General features: G+C 65.5%; 18 protein-coding genes and 1 tRNA gene. 16 read left to right on the forward strand and 3 right to left on the reverse strand.

Features of this window, described 5'->3' with window-relative positions; genetic code table 11:
- Window positions 1-6 precede the first annotated feature (6 nt).
- The 4 genes from NUW50_RS06225 (at window position 7) to NUW50_RS06240 (ending at window position 2,486) form a co-directional block, all read left to right on the forward strand.
- Complete coding sequence (locus NUW50_RS06225; RefSeq protein WP_258288197.1) at window positions 7-810, forward strand: DUF2189 domain-containing protein; 804 nt, start codon at window positions 7-9, stop codon at window positions 808-810.
- Window positions 807-974: a cbb3-type cytochrome oxidase assembly protein CcoS gene (gene ccoS / locus NUW50_RS06230; RefSeq protein ID WP_258288198.1), complete on the forward strand. Its 168-nt coding sequence runs from the start codon at window positions 807-809 to the stop codon at window positions 972-974. The genes NUW50_RS06225 and ccoS overlap by 4 nt, the downstream gene beginning before the upstream one ends.
- 3 nt (window positions 975-977) lie before the next feature.
- A complete protein-coding gene (locus NUW50_RS06235) occupies window positions 978-1,211 on the forward strand; it encodes a hexameric tyrosine-coordinated heme protein (protein WP_258288199.1) in 234 nt (77 codons plus the stop codon).
- 396 nt (window positions 1,212-1,607) lie between these two features.
- Complete coding sequence (locus NUW50_RS06240) at window positions 1,608-2,486, forward strand: GntR family transcriptional regulator (protein WP_258288200.1); 879 nt, start codon at window positions 1,608-1,610, stop codon at window positions 2,484-2,486.
- Window positions 2,487-2,503: 17 nt separating this feature from the next.
- Here the strand turns inward: NUW50_RS06240 and NUW50_RS06245 are convergent, their stop codons facing one another.
- Window positions 2,504-3,058 (reverse strand): histidine phosphatase family protein, encoded by a 555-nt coding sequence (locus tag NUW50_RS06245; protein ID WP_258288202.1) that lies wholly within the window; start codon window positions 3,056-3,058, stop codon window positions 2,504-2,506.
- Between the two features lie 166 nt (window positions 3,059-3,224).
- Between NUW50_RS06245 and NUW50_RS06250 the strand changes: the two genes are divergently transcribed.
- The 10 genes from NUW50_RS06250 to NUW50_RS06295 all read left to right on the forward strand — a co-directional run bounded on the left by NUW50_RS06250 (window position 3,225) and on the right by NUW50_RS06295 (window position 14,973).
- Complete coding sequence (locus NUW50_RS06250) at window positions 3,225-4,829, forward strand: ABC transporter substrate-binding protein (protein ID WP_258288203.1); 1,605 nt, start codon at window positions 3,225-3,227, stop codon at window positions 4,827-4,829.
- Between the two features lie 62 nt (window positions 4,830-4,891).
- Complete coding sequence (locus NUW50_RS06255; RefSeq protein WP_258288204.1) at window positions 4,892-5,866, forward strand: ABC transporter ATP-binding protein; 975 nt, start codon at window positions 4,892-4,894, stop codon at window positions 5,864-5,866.
- The gene (locus NUW50_RS06260; RefSeq protein WP_258288205.1) at window positions 5,863-6,855 is read left to right on the forward strand and encodes an ABC transporter ATP-binding protein; all 993 of its coding nucleotides are present in this window, start codon (window positions 5,863-5,865) and stop codon (window positions 6,853-6,855) included. The genes NUW50_RS06255 and NUW50_RS06260 overlap by 4 nt, the downstream gene beginning before the upstream one ends.
- Window positions 6,852-7,772, forward strand: coding sequence for an ABC transporter permease (locus NUW50_RS06265; RefSeq protein ID WP_258288206.1), 921 nt, complete (start codon window positions 6,852-6,854; stop codon window positions 7,770-7,772). Before NUW50_RS06260 ends, NUW50_RS06265 begins: the two co-directional genes overlap by 4 nt.
- A complete protein-coding gene (locus tag NUW50_RS06270; RefSeq protein ID WP_258288207.1) occupies window positions 7,769-8,665 on the forward strand; it encodes an ABC transporter permease in 897 nt (298 codons plus the stop codon). The genes NUW50_RS06265 and NUW50_RS06270 overlap by 4 nt, the downstream gene beginning before the upstream one ends.
- A 1-nt stretch (window position 8,666) precedes the next feature.
- Window positions 8,667-10,133, forward strand: coding sequence for an alkaline phosphatase family protein (locus NUW50_RS06275; RefSeq protein ID WP_258288208.1), 1,467 nt, complete (start codon window positions 8,667-8,669; stop codon window positions 10,131-10,133).
- Between the two features lie 81 nt (window positions 10,134-10,214).
- Window positions 10,215-12,524 (forward strand): DUF3604 domain-containing protein, encoded by a 2,310-nt coding sequence (locus NUW50_RS06280; RefSeq protein ID WP_258288209.1) that lies wholly within the window; start codon window positions 10,215-10,217, stop codon window positions 12,522-12,524.
- On the forward strand, window positions 12,521-13,366 hold the full coding sequence (locus NUW50_RS06285; protein WP_258288210.1) for an inositol monophosphatase family protein: 846 nt from the start codon (window positions 12,521-12,523) through the stop codon (window positions 13,364-13,366). Before NUW50_RS06280 ends, NUW50_RS06285 begins: the two co-directional genes overlap by 4 nt.
- On the forward strand, window positions 13,363-14,160 hold the full coding sequence (locus tag NUW50_RS06290; protein WP_258288211.1) for a glycerophosphodiester phosphodiesterase: 798 nt from the start codon (window positions 13,363-13,365) through the stop codon (window positions 14,158-14,160). Before NUW50_RS06285 ends, NUW50_RS06290 begins: the two co-directional genes overlap by 4 nt.
- A 39-nt stretch (window positions 14,161-14,199) precedes the next feature.
- Entirely contained in the window at window positions 14,200-14,973 is a 774-nt protein-coding gene (locus NUW50_RS06295) for a TIM barrel protein (protein WP_258288212.1), read from the forward strand.
- Between the two features lie 147 nt (window positions 14,974-15,120).
- Here the strand turns inward: NUW50_RS06295 and NUW50_RS06300 are convergent, their stop codons facing one another.
- Window positions 15,121-15,297 carry a hypothetical protein gene (locus NUW50_RS06300; protein WP_258288213.1) on the reverse strand — a complete coding sequence of 59 codons (177 nt, stop codon included), beginning with the start codon at window positions 15,295-15,297 and terminating at the stop codon, window positions 15,121-15,123.
- Window positions 15,298-15,483: 186 nt separating this feature from the next.
- Window positions 15,484-15,573 (reverse strand) — tRNA-Ser (locus NUW50_RS06305).
- Window positions 15,574-15,716: 143 nt separating this feature from the next.
- Here NUW50_RS06305 and NUW50_RS06310 point away from each other — a divergent pair.
- Window positions 15,717-16,568, forward strand: a complete 852-nt coding sequence (locus tag NUW50_RS06310) for a DUF2059 domain-containing protein (protein ID WP_258288214.1) — start codon at window positions 15,717-15,719, stop codon at window positions 16,566-16,568.
- Window positions 16,569-16,625: 57 nt separating this feature from the next.
- Entirely contained in the window at window positions 16,626-17,495 is an 870-nt protein-coding gene (locus NUW50_RS06315; RefSeq protein ID WP_258288215.1) for a hypothetical protein, read from the forward strand.
- Window positions 17,496-17,672: the final 177 nt, after the last annotated feature.

A 17,672-nucleotide genomic window follows, 5' to 3' on the forward strand; every position in this document is an offset into this window, starting at 1 on the left:
ACGGCCATGCTCGAACCTCTTCCAACATTGCATCCGCCGCGCCGCCCGCCGCCGGCATTCGCCCGCCACCTGCCGACCGGCACGGCGTTCGACTGGCTTGCGTCGGGCTGGCGCGATTTCCGGCACCAGCCCTGGCCGAGCCTGGCCTACGGGCTGTTCATGTTCGTGCTGTCGGTCGCGGTTCTGGCCATGCTCCACGCCGCCGGGATGCTGTATCTGGCCTTTCCGGCAACCGCGGGCTTTCTGATCGTCGGGCCTTTCCTGGCCCTTGGCCTGTACGAAAAGAGCCGCCGTCTTGCCGCCGGTCAGCCGGTTTCTCTCCGGGCCATGCTGGTTGTCCGGCCGGCATCCGGGGGGCAGCTCGCCTATGCCGGCCTGATGCTCGGCCTGCTTGTGCTGTTCTGGCTGCGGGCAGCCGATCTGCTTTACGCGCTGTTCTTCGGACTGGCGGCCTTTCCGGGGGTGAGCGATGCCCTGGTCAATGTGCTCACCACACCGCGCGGCTGGCTGCTGATCGCGGTCGGATCGGCCGTGGGCGGGCTTTTCGCCGCATTCGCCTTCGCCATCAGCCTGTTTTCGATTCCGATGCTCATGAGCGAGAAGCGCGACGCGTTGACGGCGCTCGGGCTCAGCTTTGCCATGACGGTCCAGAACCTGCGCCCGGTGCTGGTCTGGGGGATGATCGTCGCCCTGGGGCTGGCGCTGTCGGCGGCGACCGGGCTGCTGGGGCTGATCGTCGTCTATCCGGTGCTCGGGCACGGCACTTGGGCGGTCTGGCGCGCGATCGCTGCGGGACGGGCTGGGGCATGAGCTTCATGGTCCTCATCCCTCTGTCGATCGGCATGGGGGGCATCGGTCTCGTCGCCTTCTTCTGGGCGGTGAGGCACGACCAGTTCGACGACCCGGATGGCGCCGCCTGGCGGGTCATTTCGGACGGCGAGATATCGACGAAACCCGAAACAGAGAAGGAATAGGACATGGAGAACTGGCTGCCCACACTGATCACCGACACGCCGACCAAGGGTTACGACCTTGCCGTGAAGATGGCGCGGATAGCGGTGAAACTGACCCAGCCCGACGCCGCCGAACGCGACCGGCTGCGCCCCGAATACGCCGGCGACGCCGATGCGCTGATCGCCGTTTCGCAGGTGGTGGCCACCAATTTCGCCACCGTTGCCGCCGCGAACGGCTATTGGCGCGACAAGGCCTGAACAGCGCCGAGGGGGCAGGGGCGTGGCGAAGCGGGGACAGATGCGGGTTTCGGCTTGCCTGCCTACCGATCTTCACCACACAGGCGAGCGAAGACGTGCCAACGGTGGCGCAATCGTCGGCCATGGCAGTGGCTGCGTTGCCCTGGCCGGGGCGTTCTCGGAGGCGCGCGCTTGCTCACACCAATCTCGATGCGCCCGGCCAAAGGGGGCATCAGCATGGATCGATAGCGGGCGGATACCCGACTTGGAGCGATTGGCGTGCGGAAATGGCCGGGCAGGTTCGGGGCGTCAGAGCCCGACCGGTCACATCCTTTCAGCGGGTGGCGCGTGTAGACCGAATGGTTCCGGTAAGGTACCAATTGCCGTCCAGACAAAAAAGTATCATCAATCCGAACCATGACGACACATTCGCAGTCCAGTTCGCGCCACAAGCGCCAGGCGGCGGCGCTCCGGACGCTTGCTGCAGAGCCTACCGATCCGAAGGATGCCGGTCTGCCGAAGTATCGTCGGTTGATGTATCTTCTTCAGCGCATGGTCGATCAGGGCCACTGGAAGCCGGGCGACGAGATCCTCGGAGAGCGCGAACTGGCCCGGCTCATGGATGTGAGCCTGGGCACGGTCCAGAAAGCGCTTGGCCTCATGGCCGACAACGGCGCTCTGGTGCGCGAACACGGCCGCGGCACCTTCGTCACCGGCGGACGGACCCCGCAGGAGGACATCTGGTACTATCGTTTCGCCGCTGAGGACGAAACCGAGCTGTTGCCGATCTATGCACGTGTGCTGAGCTTGTCCGTCATCTCGGAACGCGGGCCCTGGTCGGGGTTCCTGCAGGGCGCCGACGAGTTTGTGCGGATCCGTCGGCTGATGTCGGTCAACCACGAGTTCGATCTGTTCTCCGAAGTCTATCTGGATGCCGGGAAATTCGGGCGCATCGCGCAAATTCCGCCCGATGTCCTGCACGGTGCCGCCATCTACCGGATGCTGGACAAAGAATTCGGGATGCCCACCCGCCGCGTTGCGCAACAGCTGCGGTTTCGGGCCCTGCCTGACGAAGTGGTGGAAGAACTGGGCCTGAGAAAGGGCACGGACGGGATCGAACTGACCATCCTGTCCTACGACATGAACAATCGTCCGCTGATGTATCAGCGCGCCTTCATCCCGCCGAATGATCGCGTCATGCAGGTGAGCGACATGTCCCTGACGGTCACTCGGGGTCGTTCGGGGGGCGCCCTGACCGGGATCGAGATCGAGGCGCCGGACACACCGACGGGTTGAATCCCTCTTGCCCGGGGTCAGGTCGGGGGCAGGGAAGACCAGGCCGGAATCATTCCCAGGGGGGCGACCCGGATCGGCGTCGCGTTCGGAATGGCGTTTTCCTCGGGCCGCAACCCGATCCGCGCGCAGATCGCCCGCCAGGTGCCTGCATGTCCGACGATCAGATTGCCGCTGCCATTGATCCTCTCCAGGGTGCTTTCGCAGCGTCGGCGGAAGGTTTCCCAGCTTTCGCCACCGGGGGGATCGGCAAAATAGTCCGGCCGGTCATCGAGCGGCCGGCCTTCAAGCTGCCCGAAGCCGCGTTCTTCGATGCCCGGCAGCGGCTCGACCGGTAGTCCGAGTTCCCGCGCGACGATCTCTGCTGTTTCATGCGCCCTCGCCATCGGGCTGGCGAGAATGCGTGTAATGCCTTCGCCGGCAAGCGCCGGTGCGGCGGACCGCGCCTGATCGCGGCCGCGATCGGTCAGTGGAACGTCCAGACTTCCCGCAATCAGGCCTGACCGGTTCGCCTCGCTTTCGCCATGTCGGAGAAAGCTGAAGCCGATCTCGAAAATGTTCGCCTGCCCGTTCATCCCGCCGCCTCCGAGGTCGTGTTACAATACTGGTCTACCTGTCCCGGCAGCAACTGCTGATACAAACTGGATTGATTCGTATACGACGATGTGCTATACAGCTCTATAGCTGTTATCAAGAGTAGTCGGGTATCCGACCAAAAATCGCCTCTGCAGGGAGCATTCCATGTCACAGCACAATCACACGAAGCTGCCTCTCGATCGCCGTCTGTTCATGGGGGGGCTTGCCGCCCTGGGCGGCGCCACACTGGCCCGACCCGGACTTGCCCAGAGCGGGCGTCCCGAACTGGTGATCGGGATTTCGGGTCTGCCGACCAGCATGATGCCGGGCCGCATCAGCAACACGCACAACCGGTTGAAGATGGTCTATCTCGACCAGCTCATCGCTCGCGACTACAACGCGACGCCCGAGGGCAACGGGTTCGACATCGTTCCCTGGCTGGCTGAAAGCTGGAGCCAGATCGAACCCACCGTTTGGGAATTCAAGCTACGTCCGGGCGTGAAGTTCCACGACGGCACCGAGATGACGGCCGAGGATGTCGCTTTTTCCTTCGGTGAAGGCCGGATGTGGGGCGAGAACCCGTCCGAGCCCCAGGGCGAGCGCTACTTCAACGGCGGCCTGATTGCCGGGATCGATGTCGTCGATCCGTTGACGGTGCGCATCCGCACCAATGCGCCCGACCTGATCATGCCGCTGCGCTTCGTCTCGCCGGTCGGCTTCGTCGTGCCCAAGGCCTACTACGAGAAGGTCGGACCCGACGAGTTCTTCCTCAACCCGGTCGGGACGGGCCCCTACAAGATGACGAGGCTCGAGCGCGATACGCTGATCGAGTTCGAGGCATTCGACGACTACTGGGGTGGCAAGCCGCCGGCCAGCAAGATCACCTTCCGCGTGGTCCCCGAGATGTCGTCGCGTGTCGCCGGCCTTCTTTCGGGCGAGTTCGACATCATAACCGATGTCGAGCCCGAGCTGGTCTCGACCGTCGAATCCCATGACGAACTCAAGGTCCGCAAGGTGAATTACGAGAACCAGGTGGTGATCGTGATCTCGACCCTGCATCCGGTCACCTCGGACAAACGCATCCGTCAGGCGCTGGTCCACGCGCTTGACCGCGAGGCGATGGCCAAGGCGTTGTGGGGCGACGCCACCCATGTGCCCGAACCCTTCGCTTTCGAATTCTACGGCGAGTACTACGATCCCGACCGCAGGGGCCGGAAATACGACATGGAGAAGGCAAAGGAACTGCTGGAGAGCGCCGGCTACAACGGCGAGGTGCTGAACCTCAGGATCCAGCGCGGCGGCTATCCCAAGATCGAGGATGCCGCGCAGATCATGGCCGAGATGTGGAAGAAGGCCGGGATCAATGTCGAGATCGAAATCCGAAAGGGTTCAGCTCTGGCGGCCGAGGGGCTGCCGGACGGGGAAGTGGCGATGATCTCGTGGTCGAACGGGATTCACATCCCCGATCCGGCCACGCCGATCTGGGCGACCTGGGGGCCGGACGGTCCGCGTGCGCCGGGCAAGAAGGAAAGCTCGTGGGATCATCCGCAGAGCTTCATCGACGTCGGCCGCGCCTTCGAGGTCGAGAGCGATCCAGAGAAGCGCCGCGAGCTGTTCAAGCAGCTCGTCGATATCTGGGTCGAGGAGACGCCCGGCTTCCCGCTGTGGATGCGCGCCGACTGGTTCGCGATGAAGAAGGAGATCGAGTGGACGCCCTATTCCTTCTTCTATCTCGACTTCGGTCCCGACAATCTGTCGTTCTCGACCTAAGCCGTACAGCGACCGGCTGCCCTGCGCTACATTGGTGCAGGGCCATATCGGACATCCCCCAAATGACAGCAGCAGAGCACATTCCGATCCTGTCCGTTACAGGACTGGAGATCGAATTCGCCGGCGGGCTGAGGGCCGTGCGCGGCGTCGATTTTTCGGTGCGCCAGGGCGAGGTTCTGGGGCTGGTCGGAGAATCCGGCTGCGGCAAGTCGGTCACCTGCCTGTCGCTTCTCGGCTTGCTGCCCGCCAACGGTCGGGTTGTCGAAGGCTCGGCCATGTTCGACGGGCAGGATCTTCTGTCCCTCGACGAGAAGCGGCTGAACCGCGTCCGGGGCAGACAGATCGCCTATATCTCTCAGAACTCGACCCAGGCGCTCAATCCGATTCTCACCATCGGCCGCCAGATCGCCGAAACCATGATGACGCATCAGGGGCTCGACCTCTCTGAGGCCCGCCGTCGCGCGGTCGAGCTGCTGGACCGGGTCGGAGTGCCCCAGCCCAGCAAGCGGCTGCGGGCTTTTCCGCATCAGTTCTCGGGCGGGATGAACCAGCGGGTCATGATCGCGATGGCGCTGGCCTGCGACCCCGCCATCGTTATCGCGGACGAGCCGACGACGGCGCTGGATGTCACCATCCAGGCGCAGATCCTGGAACTTCTGGCCGAGATCGCGCGCGAACGCGGCACCTCGGTGGTGATGATTACCCATGATCTAGGCATCGTCGCCGAGATGGCAGACCGCGTGGCCGTAATGTATGCCGGTCGGCTGGTCGAGAGCGGCGAGGTGACCGACGTGTTTCACAATCCCCGCCATCCCTATACCCGCGGCCTTCTTGCATCGCGGCCCCGGATCGACCGGCGCATCGAGACCCTGACGACCATCGAGGGTCAGGTGCCTTCGTTGCGCGAGATGCCGCCGGGCTGTCCCTTCTCGCCGCGCTGCGAGGGCGCCGAGCCGCGCTGCGCCAATATGCCGGGGCATACCGAACTGGACCGCGGTCATCGCTACGCCTGCTGGAACCCGGAGCCGGCGGCATGACGGAAGGGAACGAACTGATCCGGGCGGAAGGTGTGGGCCGGAGCTTCGCGAGCCGCAGGACGAGCATGTGGAGCGCCACCGAGGCGGTTCAGGCCGTGGTCGATGTCAGCATCGGCATCCGGCGCGGCGAGACGTTCGGGCTGGTCGGTGAGAGCGGATCGGGAAAATCGACCCTGGGCCGGATCATGCTGGGGATGATGAAGCCGACGCAAGGGCGGGTGTTGTGGCATGGTACCGATCTCGCCGGGCTCGATCCGGCGGAGCGAGCCGGGTTCCGGCGTCGTGTGCAGATGATCTTCCAGGACCCCCTGGGCAATCTCGACCCGCGGATGCGGGTTCTGGCGCAGGTGCGCGAGGCTCTCGACATCCATGCCGAAGGAACGCCCGAGGAGCGGAAGCGCAAGGCGCTTGCCACGCTTGCCTCGGTGGGTATCGACGAGAACCTGGCGCAGCGCTATCCGCACCAACTTTCGGGCGGCCAGCAGCAGCGCGTCGTCATCGCGCGAGCCATCATCCTGGACCCCGATCTGGTGATCTGCGACGAACCGGTCTCGGCGCTGGATGTCTCGGTGCAGGCGCAAGTCTTGAACCTGCTGTCCCGGCTGCAGGCCGAACTCGGGCTGGCCTATCTGTTCATCTCGCACGATCTCGCCGTGGTCCGGTATATCTGTCACCGGATCGCGGTGCTCTATCTCGGCCGGATCGTCGAAGAGGCCGAGACCGAGGCACTGTTCGCCGAGCCGCGCCATCCCTATACCCGCGCTCTGATCCGGTCGGTGCCGGTTGCCGATCCCGCCGCCCGCCGCAAGCGCGAAGTCCTGCAAGGCGAACTGCCCGATCCCGGCAGCCTGCCTCCCGGATGTGCCTTTGCCACCCGCTGTTCGTTGGCGACCGATCGCTGCCGTGCCGAGGCTCCGGCGCTGCAGACCGACAGCGACGGCCATGCGGTGGCCTGCCATCTGGTCGAAACCGCAGGAACACGGGCATGACTCGCTATCTCTCGATCAAACTGGCGCGCGCGCTTCTGACCATGCTGCTGGTGGTGAGCTTTGCCTTCGTGGTGCTGCGGCTCGCGGGTGATCCGGTGAGGACGATGATGCCCGAGGACGTCTCGCCCAAGGTGATCGAGCATTACCGGCAGCTTTGGGGTCTCGACCGGCCGCTCTGGGAGCAATATCTGCGCTATATCGGCTCGGCACTGCGCGGCGACTTCGGCGTGTCGTTCCAGGACAATCGCGGCGTGGTCTCGCTGATCGCCGAGCGGTTACCGGCAACGCTGCGGCTGGGCATACCCGCCTATCTGCTTGCGGTGGTGTTCGGCACGACGATGGGCATCGTCGCTGCCCTGCGCCGCAACAGCGCGACCGACCGCGGCATGATGACCATCGCCGTCTTCGGCTATGCCATGCCGAATTTCTTCCTCGGGATCGTTCTGATCCTCATCTTCTCGGTCTGGCTGCGCATCCTGCCCAGCTCCGGCGACACCCGGTCATCAAGCATCATCCTGCCGATGATCACATTGGCCACTGCCCATGCCGCTGCCATTGCCAGGTTCGCGCGTTCGGCGATGCTGGAGATTCTCAACGAGCCCTATATGCGCACCGCGCGTGCCAAGGGCCTGTCTGCAATGGTGCGCAACCTGCGCCATGCCCTGCCGAACGCGCTGGTGCCCATCGTCACCATCATGGGGCTCAAGTTCGGGCATCTTGTCGCCGGCGCCATCGTCATCGAGACGGTATTCGCTTGGCCCGGTGTTGGCCGGCTTCTGATCCAGTCGGTCGACACCCGCGATCTGGCCGTGGTTCAGGCGCTGGTGCTGATGGTGGCCGCTTCGATGATCACTGCCAACTTCCTTGTCGATGTGTTCTACGGGCTGATCGACCCCAGGGTGAGGACGCAAAAGTGAACGATCTCACCCGCACCCGACTCGAGCCCGGTGGCCGGCCCCTGCGCAGGCGATGGCTGCCGCGGCTTGGTGGCGGCGGTACGGTCGTGGTGCTCTCGACCATCTACTTGCTGGCCGTGGTGCTGACCGCGCTCTTCGCGGGCTGGTTGTCGCCCTATCCGCCGACCGAACAGGATCTGCTCGCACGCCTGACCCCTCCGGTCTTCGCCGGCGGAACCTGGGCGCATCCGCTGGGCACGGACACGCTTGGCCGCGACATCCTCAGCCGGCTGTTCCACGGGATGCGTGTCTCGCTCTCCCTGGCTCTGGCAGGGACGGTGATCGGCGCCGCGCTCGGAACATTGCTGGGATTCCTCGCAGCCGCCATCGGCGGGATATTCGAGGATGTGGTGATGGCGCTGGTCGATTTCCAGGCTTCCCTGCCTTTCCTGATCATCGCCCTGGCGGTGTTGGCCTTTCTGGGGTCGAGCCTGACGCTCTTCGTCATGCTCATGGGGCTCTACGGCTGGGAGACCTATGCCCGCCTCTCGCGCGGCATGGTACTTTCGGCGCAGGAGCGCGACCATATCGCCGCGATCCGGTCCCTGGGAGCAAAGCCACTGCGGGTCTACCTGCGCCATATCTTTCCCAACATCGCGCCGGTGCTGATCGTACAACTAACGCTGAATTTCCCCGAGATCATCCTGGCGGAGACCTCGCTCTCCTTCCTGGGCCTCGGTCTCCAGCCACCGCATACCAGCCTCGGCATGATGCTCGGAGACGGCCGCGACTACTTGATCGTGGCTTGGTGGATCGCGGTCTTGCCGGGGATGACCATTTTCCTCACCACCCTCTCGATCTCGATCCTGGGCGACTGGGTCCGCGATCGTCTCGATCCGAAACTGGCGGACTGACATGGCTGATCGCATCCTCGTCATCATACTCGACGGATTCAGGCGCGATTTCCTGTCGCCCGAACTTACCCCCACGCTCTGGGCGTTGGCCCGGGCCGGGCAGGATTTTCCGAAGGCGCGGGCGGTGTTCCCTTCGGCGACGCGGGTCAATTCCACGGCGATCTCCACCGGGACCCTTCCGGCGACGAACGGCATCATCGCCAACAGGTTCTGCGACCCTCGGGTGTTCTCCGACCGCGCCGTCGATACCAGCCGACTCGCCCATCTGGAGGCGATGGACCGGGCCTATGACGGAGGGCTGCTTTCGACCGTCACACTGGGCGAGGCGCTGGCGCAAGCGGGGCGCAGCATGGCGGTGATCACCTCGGGCTCCGAGGGAACGACGTTTCTTGCCAATCCGCGCGCCGCCCGCAACGGCCATGTGACGTTGTCGGTCAAGGACTGGGGGTCGTCGGTGCCCGGCAACCTGGCCAACGAGGCGCTGGAACTGTTGGGCCCGATCCCGCCGCTGACCGTGCCGAACAGCGGACGCAATCGATATGTCTCCGATCTCTATCTGCGGTTCACCGAACCACGGTTGAAACCGGATGTGACCCTGCTGTGGTACAACGACCCGGACAAGACACTGCACAGCCACGGTCCGGGAACGCCGGTCTGTCTGCAGGCCCTGCGCGATGTGGATGCCGAACTGGCCCGTATCGTCGCCTGGCGCGACGCATCGCCGGACGGGCAATCGCTGCAGATGATCGTGGCTTCCGACCACGGGCATGTCACCGGAACCGACCCGATCGAGATGGGGGCCGAATTTGCAGCGGCCGGTTTCCCCGTCTCGGAAAGCGCCGAAGAGCCAGCCGGGACCAGCCTGCTGGGTATTCCGGGCTATCTGGGCACGATCACCGACCCCACGCCGGGCAAGCGGCTTCTGCCGGAGCTGGTCGATTGGCTGATGACCCGTCCCTGGTGCGGCTGCCTGTTCACCCGCCGCGGCGACGGGATCGAGGGCGGAATACCGGGAACCTTCGCAATGGAGCTGCTGGGTGGTGAGCATCCGCGGATGCCGGATCTCTATTACACCTCGCGCGGCGACGACCGGCCCAATCAGGCGGGCTGGCCAGGATGCAGTTTCTATGACGGCAGCCAGCCTCCTGGCGGCGGGATGCACGGCGGGCTGAACCCGCGCGAACTGGCCAGCCTATTGATCCTGAACGGTAGCCGCTTCGGCACTGGGAGGGTGGCGGAGCATTATGCCGGTGACATCGACATCGCCCCCACGGTGCTTGCGCTGCTCGGCATCCCGCGCCCGGCAACCATGCGCGGCCGCGCGCTATGTGAAGTACCGGACGGGCCGGTGCCCGCCGAATCCCGGCATTCGATCAAGGTGCGGCGGGGCAGGCGGGTGCAGCGGCTCGACTATGTCGACAATGGCAGCGCCCGCTACTTCGACGGCGGATTCGTTGAGACAGAGTGAACCATAGATGAGGCCAACGCCCGACCGGGCAGGTGGCCTTTTCGAGACAACTTAACAGCTCGGCAGGACAATTCTCGCAACATGCTTTCCTCAGACCCAGAAAACGACGCAGCCGGCCGCCAGGGCGAGACCCTCGGCGGCGAGCAATGCCGGCCCCAGCCGGACACGCTCGACACCGCACGGCTCGGCCAGGTCGAGCTATCCCCGGTCGGCAGCTTCGCCGCCGGGAGCTTCGTCGAGTTCACGCTGACCTATACCGCCGGTTTCTACGGCATCGACGACAGCGGGGCTGTCCGGCTCTGCTTCCGGTATCCCACCGATCAGTCGCCGTTGCAGTTCACTGACCCGACCGCGCCGGGGTTCACGAGCGTGGAAGCCTCGAACGGTGCCGTGCTCGAATGCCGCTATTCGGTCAAGGGCAATGTCCGGCCCTGGGACAAGTGTCTGGAAGTGAAGGTGGTGCGCGGCTATCTGCGCGAGGGTGATCGGCTGATCTTTCGTCTCGGCGACCGTCGGCAGGGCTCGCCGGGGCTGCGGTTGCAGACCTTCGCCGAGGCGAGTTTCGAGTTCCGCGTTCTGGTCGATCCGATCGCCACCTACAACTTCCAGGCCATCGCCGCCCATCCCGAGATCGAGATCACCGGCGGCACGCCCAGCCGGCTTGTCGCCGTCTGCCCCACCGAGCTGCGTCCCGGCGAGGACTTCGTGATGCGGGTCAAGGTCGAGGATGCCTGGGGCAATCCGACCGCCTTCACCGGCGCGACGCTGCCGCTTTCGGCCTCCGGCCCGGTCTCGGGCCTGCCCGAAAGCCTGACCCTGCCCGAGGGAGAGAAGGTGGCGCGGCTGGAAGGGCTGAGCGCCACCGGCCCCGGAGACATCCGCATCCGTATCGGCGAGACCCCGGCCACGCCGGTCCGCGTGCGGCAGTCCGGGGCACTGCGGCCCTATTGGGCCGATCTCCACGGCCAGACGGAAGAGACGATCGGAACCAATTCGGCACAGGACTATTTCACCTTTGCCCGCGATCTCGCCTTTCTCGACGTCACGGCCCATCAGGGCAACGATTTCCAGATCACCGACGAGTTCTGGCAACGTCTCAACGAGATCTGCGAGGATTTCGACGAACCGGGCCGCTTCGCGGTGCTGCCGGGCTACGAATGGTCGGGCAATACCGCTCTGGGCGGCGACCGCAACGTGTTCTTCCGCAAGCCGTTCCGCCCAATCCGCCGCTCGTCGGGGGTGCTGGTCGCGGGGGCCGCGGCGCCGGAGCGCATCGTGCCCACCGCCCGCGCCCTGTTCAGGAAACTCGACGGCGAGGACGCGATTTGCTTCGCCCATTGCGGCGGGCGCTATGCCGATATCGGCGTCGCGCATGATCCGAACATCGAGACCGCGGTCGAGGTCCATTCCTCCTGGGGCAGTTTCGAATGGCTGGTCGAGGACGCCTTCAGGCTGGGCCACCGTGTCGGCATCGTGGCGAATTCCGATGGCCACAAGGGCCGGCCCGGCGCCAGCTATCCCGGCGCCTCGCTGTTCGGCGCTGTCGGCGGGCTGACCTGCCTGCTTATGCCCGAGCTGAGCCGCGACGCGGTGTTCGACGCCCTGCGCCGGCGCCATCACTACGCCACCACCGGCGGCCCCTCGGGGCGCATGTTCCTGTCGGTGACGGCGGCCCTTCCCGAAGGTGCCCGGCTTCATCATCGCGACCCGGCGCTTGGCCCGGACGAAAGTTCGCCGGCCCGCGAGGCGATGATGGGCGACATAGTCTCGGTCCCGCCGGGCGAGGTCCGGGTGGATGTCTCGGTTTCGGCGCCGGTGCCGGTCGAACGTATCGAGCTGTTCAACGGCACAAGGCGCATAGCGAAACGGCTGGGCTACGCGCCGGACGCCGCGGCGCCGCGGCTGCGGCTGCACTGGGAGGGGGCCGAATATCGTGGCCGGGCGCGGCAGGTGGTCTGGAACGGCCATGCCAGGCTGTCGGGCAATGCCATTCGGGATGTCCGCGCGTTCAACTTCTTCAACCCCGATCTGGCCCTGACCCGGCAGGGCAACCGGCTGAACTGGACATCGATCACCACCGGCAATTTCGCCGGGGTGGATATCTGGCTGGCCGACCCTCGGGCGGGAACCATCGAGATCGAGACGCCGCTGGTGCAATGCAGCCTGGCCTTGGGCGAACTTGGCAGCGAAGCCCGCATCGAGGATCGCTCGGACCGGCTGCCGCGATTCCTGAAGATCTTCCGCCTGCCCGAGACGCTGGACCGGCTGTCGCTGGATGCCGGCTTCACCGTCACGCCCGAAGCGGGGAGGGACAATCCTCTTTTTGCGCGGATCACGCTCGAGGACGGCACCCGTGCCTGGTCGAGCCCGATCTACCTGCTGCCGAAATGACCGATGCCGCGCTCGATACCCGCTCCGGACTTTTGCCCGGACTGCTGCGCGAGGCCGGGGCATTGGCGCTGGCCTATTTTCGCGATCCCTCGCGGTTCACCGTTCAGGTGAAGGGCCTTCAGGATCAGGCCAGCGACGCCGACCGCGCCGTCGAAGAACTGATCTCGGGCCGCATCGCGGCGCTCTTTCCCCAGGACGCCATCCTGGGCGAAGAGACCGGTTCCGGCGGCGCGCTGGCGGCCGACGGAGAAACCTGGGACCGGCGGGATGGCGGTGCCGGGTTCCTGTGGGTGATCGACCCGATCGACGGCACCCAGTGCTTCGTGAACGCGATCCCGGTCTGGTGCGTCTCGGTGGCGCTGCTTCGGAACGGACAGACGGTCGCGGGCGGGATCTTCGATCCCAACGCCGACGAGTTGTTCCTGGCGCGGGCCGGCCGGGGGGCCAGCCTGAACGGCACCCCTCTCACCTGCTCGCCGGCAGGCACGCTCGATCAGGGCGTGGTCGGGATCGGCTTCTCGCACCGGACCGGAACCGAGCCGGCGCTGGCCGCCATCGACGGGCTGGCGCAGGCCGGCGGAATGTTTCAGCGCAACGGCTCGGGCGCGCTGATGCTGGCCTATGTCGCGGCGGGTCGGCTCCTGGGCTATTTCGAGGCGCATATCAATGCCTGGGACTGCCTTGCCGGAAACCTTCTGGTGACCGAGGCAGGCGGCCATGTCTCGCCCTTTCTCGCCGATGGCGGGTTGACGGGCGGCGGCCCCCTGCTGGCCGCCGCGCCCGGCGTCGCGGCCGAACTTGGCCGCATCTGTGCAATGACCGGCAACGAGGGCTGCCTATGATTTCCTTTCATCACCGCGACAACGGCCGGGCGCATGTCTGCGGGCATCGCGGCTATCCGCTGATCGGACCGGAAAACACCATCGCCAATCTCGAGGATGCCCGCGCTGCGGGGGCGACGACCTGCGAGATCGACATCCGCCTGACGCGGGACGGTGTTCCGGTTCTGATGCACGATGCCACACTGGATCGCACCACCACCGGCAGCGGATTCTTGTCGGATATCGACCTCGTAGCCCTGCGCGGGCTGGAAGCCGTCTGGCGGGGAGATAGCGAGCGGAGGGCCGCGATCCCGACCCTGGAGGAGACGCTGGACTGGGCGGTGCAGAACGGCATCGGTCTGGAGATCGAACTGAAGGAGGCCGAGCGGCCGGCGTTGATGATCGAGCGTCTGGCCGAGGTGCTGGAGCGGACCGGCGCCATCGGCCATGTCCAGATCATCGGTTTCGATCACGTCGTTCTGCGGGCCGCGGCCGAGGCCATTCCCGGCCTGCGGCTGCAGCTCATCACCCATGCTCGGCATGCCGATTTCCCGGCGCTTCTGGCGGCAGTCGGGGCGCAATCGGTCTCGATCGAACTGGCCATGTTCCACCCCGACGATGCCCGCGCCCTGCATGACCGGGGATTCAACCTGCGCCTCCATGTTCCGCCGCCAACCGCCTTGGCGCCTTACCTGGGCACGCGCCACTCGCCGTTGCCGAATCTGGTCAGCTGGCTGGAAGAGGGCCTGGTCGATTCCGTCTCGGGCGACGATGTGTCGTTCCTTGTCCGACTGCGCGAAGGAGTCCCGGGATGACTGCCGTCGCCGTAACCCGATTCGATGGAACTGCGTGATATGAGCTTTCAACTCGCGGCCTGCGCCGAGATGATGTGGCGCGACAAACCCATGGCCTGGCGCGCCGCCCGCCTGCATGAAATGGGTTTCGGTGTCGGCCTGTGGAACTGGACCGCCTGGGATGTCGATGAGCTGGCCCGGACCGGTGCCACATTCACGATCATGAACGGATATCTGAAGGGCCGTCTTGCCGATGCCGAGGGCGCTCGAATCCTGCTGGCCTCGGCGCGGGAGGCGGCACAGGTCGGCAAGCGGTTGGGAGTCCGCCTGCTGAACCTGCACGGTACCGGTCTTGGCGACATGGGCATCCCGATCCCGCATATCGGATCATGCACGCCGGGCATGGCGCAGCAGGCCCGCGACACGCTGATGCGGATCTGCGATCTGGCCGAAGCGGAAGGCGTCGTATTCGCGCTGGAGAACCTCAACCCGACCGACCATCCCGGTTGCCCCTTTGGCAGCACGGCGGAGGTGCTGGCGCTCGTCTCGGCCGTCAATCGGCCGCAACTTCGGATCAATCTCGATCTCTATCATACGCAGATCGGCGAAGGTGACCTGATCCGTTGGTGCCGGGCCTGCCTGCCATGGATCGGCGAGGTGCAGGTGGCCGACAACCCCGGTCGATGCGAACCGGGCACCGGCGAGATCAACTACGCGGGCATCGCCCGCGCCCTCGATGCGATGGGCTATGCCGGTCCGGTCGGACTGGAAGCCTTTGCACAAGACGACGAGGAAAAGGCGCTGGAGGCTTTCCGCGCCGCGTTTACGCTATAGGCCGGCTAAGCCCAAGGTTTGATCGGGTGACGTATTCGCCGTATTGGGAGGAGGCATTCGGGGCCATGTCGCGATACAGTGTGTGAGGACCGCGGCGCGATCAGCGCTGCAAGAGACAGGGAGACGGACCGGGCCTGCCCGCAATCCTCATGCTGCGCTGACGTTGTGGCACCAGAATGCGATGCCGCCGCCTTCGTGACGGTTCTCCCGGATCAGTACCGAAAAAAAGTTCAGCGGAGCATGGCTGGGAATACTCCATCCGACTTGGAGAACAGGTCTGCGCAAAGATGCGGCATCGTCGGCCTGGAAGGAACCAGAAGCCATGTCCAGCACCTGAAGCCGCGACCGAAAACGGTATCGCGCCAAACGCCAGACGGAGACTCGGGCCGTTTGGGACGGCTACTTGGCCCGTGAATTCAAGTCTCCAAGGGGCACCACGCCGCGCATGTCGCGGAAACCTCGCCACCATGCGCAGGTCATAGACCGCTTATTTTCAATGGGCTGGGTGGGTGGCGGAGAGGGTGGGATTCGAACCCACGGAACGCTTTCACGCTCAACGGTTTTCGAGACCGCCCCGTTCGACCACTCCGGCACCTCTCCTTGGTCTGGGCGGGCGTATAGTTGCCTTGCGGGCGCCGTGCAAGACGAATCCCTGCACCGATGCCGGACAATCTCAGGGCAACGTGATTTGCACGACACGCCGGCTGCGATAGTCTCGCCGCAAAACAACAGGCAGGCCGATGATGAAATCCCTCCTTCGCAGTTTCCGTGTCCTTCCGCCGCTGCTCTCGCTGCTGGTCGCCGGGCTGGTGTTCTTCAGCCAGTCGCACGCCCATGCCGCCGATCGCGACAAGCTGCAGGCCTTCCTGAAGGTCACCGGCTATGACGTGGTGATCGAGAGCCTGCAGCAGGGGGCAATGGCCGGGCCGGGCATGGTCGGCGAGGCGCCCGATACCTTCGGCAAGCAGTATTCGAAGCTGGCCGAAGAGGTCTTCGTGCCCGAGGAGATGGTCCGCCGGGCGGTGGACATCCTGGAAGCGGTGATGCCCGAGGCGCTGGTCGATGCCGGCGCCGATTTCTATGCCTCTGATCTCGGCCAGCGGCTGGTGGCGGTCGAGAATGCCAGCCACATGGCCGATGACACGGTGAAATATACCGAGGGCCAGAAGCTGGTGCAGCAGATGATCGATTCGCATTCGCCGCGGCTCGACCTGCTGCGGGAACTGGATCGGGCGATCGGCTCGGCCGAGACCTCGCGCAAGGCGGTGGTCGAGATCCAGGTGCGGTTCCTGCTGGCGGCGATGGCGGCCGGGGCCTCGCCGCTCGACATGACCGAGACCGAGCTGCGCGCAGAATTGATGCGCGAGGCGGTGGCCCGGGCGCCGCAATCCGAGATGCTGGGGCTGATGGCCAATGCCTGGACCTATCGCGACATTTCCGATGCCGACCTGGCCGCCTATGTCGCGGCTCTGGAGACGCCCGAAATGCAGCGGGTCTACGAAGTGCTGAATGCCACCCAGTTCCAGGTGATGATCGAGCGCTATCAGGTTCTGGGTGCCCGACTGGGGGAATTGCAGCCCGAGCAGGAGCTCTGAGGCTTTGCTTCATCGCGGCAAGGGCCTAGGTTGAGCCCCGTGCCGCCCGGAGGTTTCATGCGCCCGATCTCATCCGTTCCCGCCGCCGTCCGGTGGTTGCTGCAGCCGTTCATGGTGCTGACGCTGATGCTGGGGCTGGCCGTCGCCCGGCCGGCCCAGTCTGCGGACCAGGCCGAGATCGACCAGCTCTGGACGCTGCTCCTGATGCCGGAAGTGCTCGGGATCATGCATGCCGAGGGGATCGATTACGGCGAGAGCCTCGACCGGGACATGCTGGGCGGGCAGGGGGGCGACGACTGGGCCGCGGAAGTGGCCGCGATCTACGACATCGAATGGATGACCCGGACGTCCCGGGCCGCCTTCGGCCAGGCGCTGGCCGGGGTGGATGTCAGCGACGGCATCGCCTTCTTCAGTTCCGAGCTCGGCGCCCGTGCGGTGCGTCTGGAATACGAGGCGCGCAAGGCGATGCTGGACCCCGAGGCCGATGAACTGGCCCGGGTCCGGGTTCAGGAGATGCGCGACAGGGCGCTGCCGTGGATCGACCAGCTGACCCGCTTTGCCGAGGTGAACGACCTGTTCGAAAGCAATGTCGCCGGGGCGCTGAACGCGAATTACGCCTTCTTCAAAGGCCTCGCCTCGGGCGGTGCGCTGGACCCGGAGATGGACGACTCGGCGATCCTCGCCGAGGTCTGGGCGCAGGAGCCGGGCGTCCGGGCCGATACGATCGACTGGGTCTACAGCTTTCTCAACCTCGCCTATCAGCCGCTGACCGATGCCGAGCTGGACGCCTATATCGCGTTTTCGGAAACACCGGGGGGGCAGACCCTGAACCGGGCGATCTTCAGCGCCTTCGACGGAATGTTCAACGACATCTCCTTCGCGCTCGGCGCCGGGCTGGCCCGGCGGATGGTCGGCGAGGAACTCTAGCAGTCGGAGGCGGTGCGGGGGCCGAAGTTGCTTGACTTCGCTGCCGCACTCTCCGATAAGCCTGCATCCCGACGCCGGCCCTGCCGTTGCCGGGCAAGTTTACAATGCCGCCCCATGGGGCGCGCCGTCCGAGGTGGCCCGCAGCGGGCCGAGACGTCCGGAGTAGCGTCCGGGGAC

The sequence above is a fragment of the Frigidibacter sp. ROC022 genome (assembly GCF_024723735.1).
Lineage (GTDB): Bacteria > Pseudomonadota > Alphaproteobacteria > Rhodobacterales > Rhodobacteraceae > SLM-1.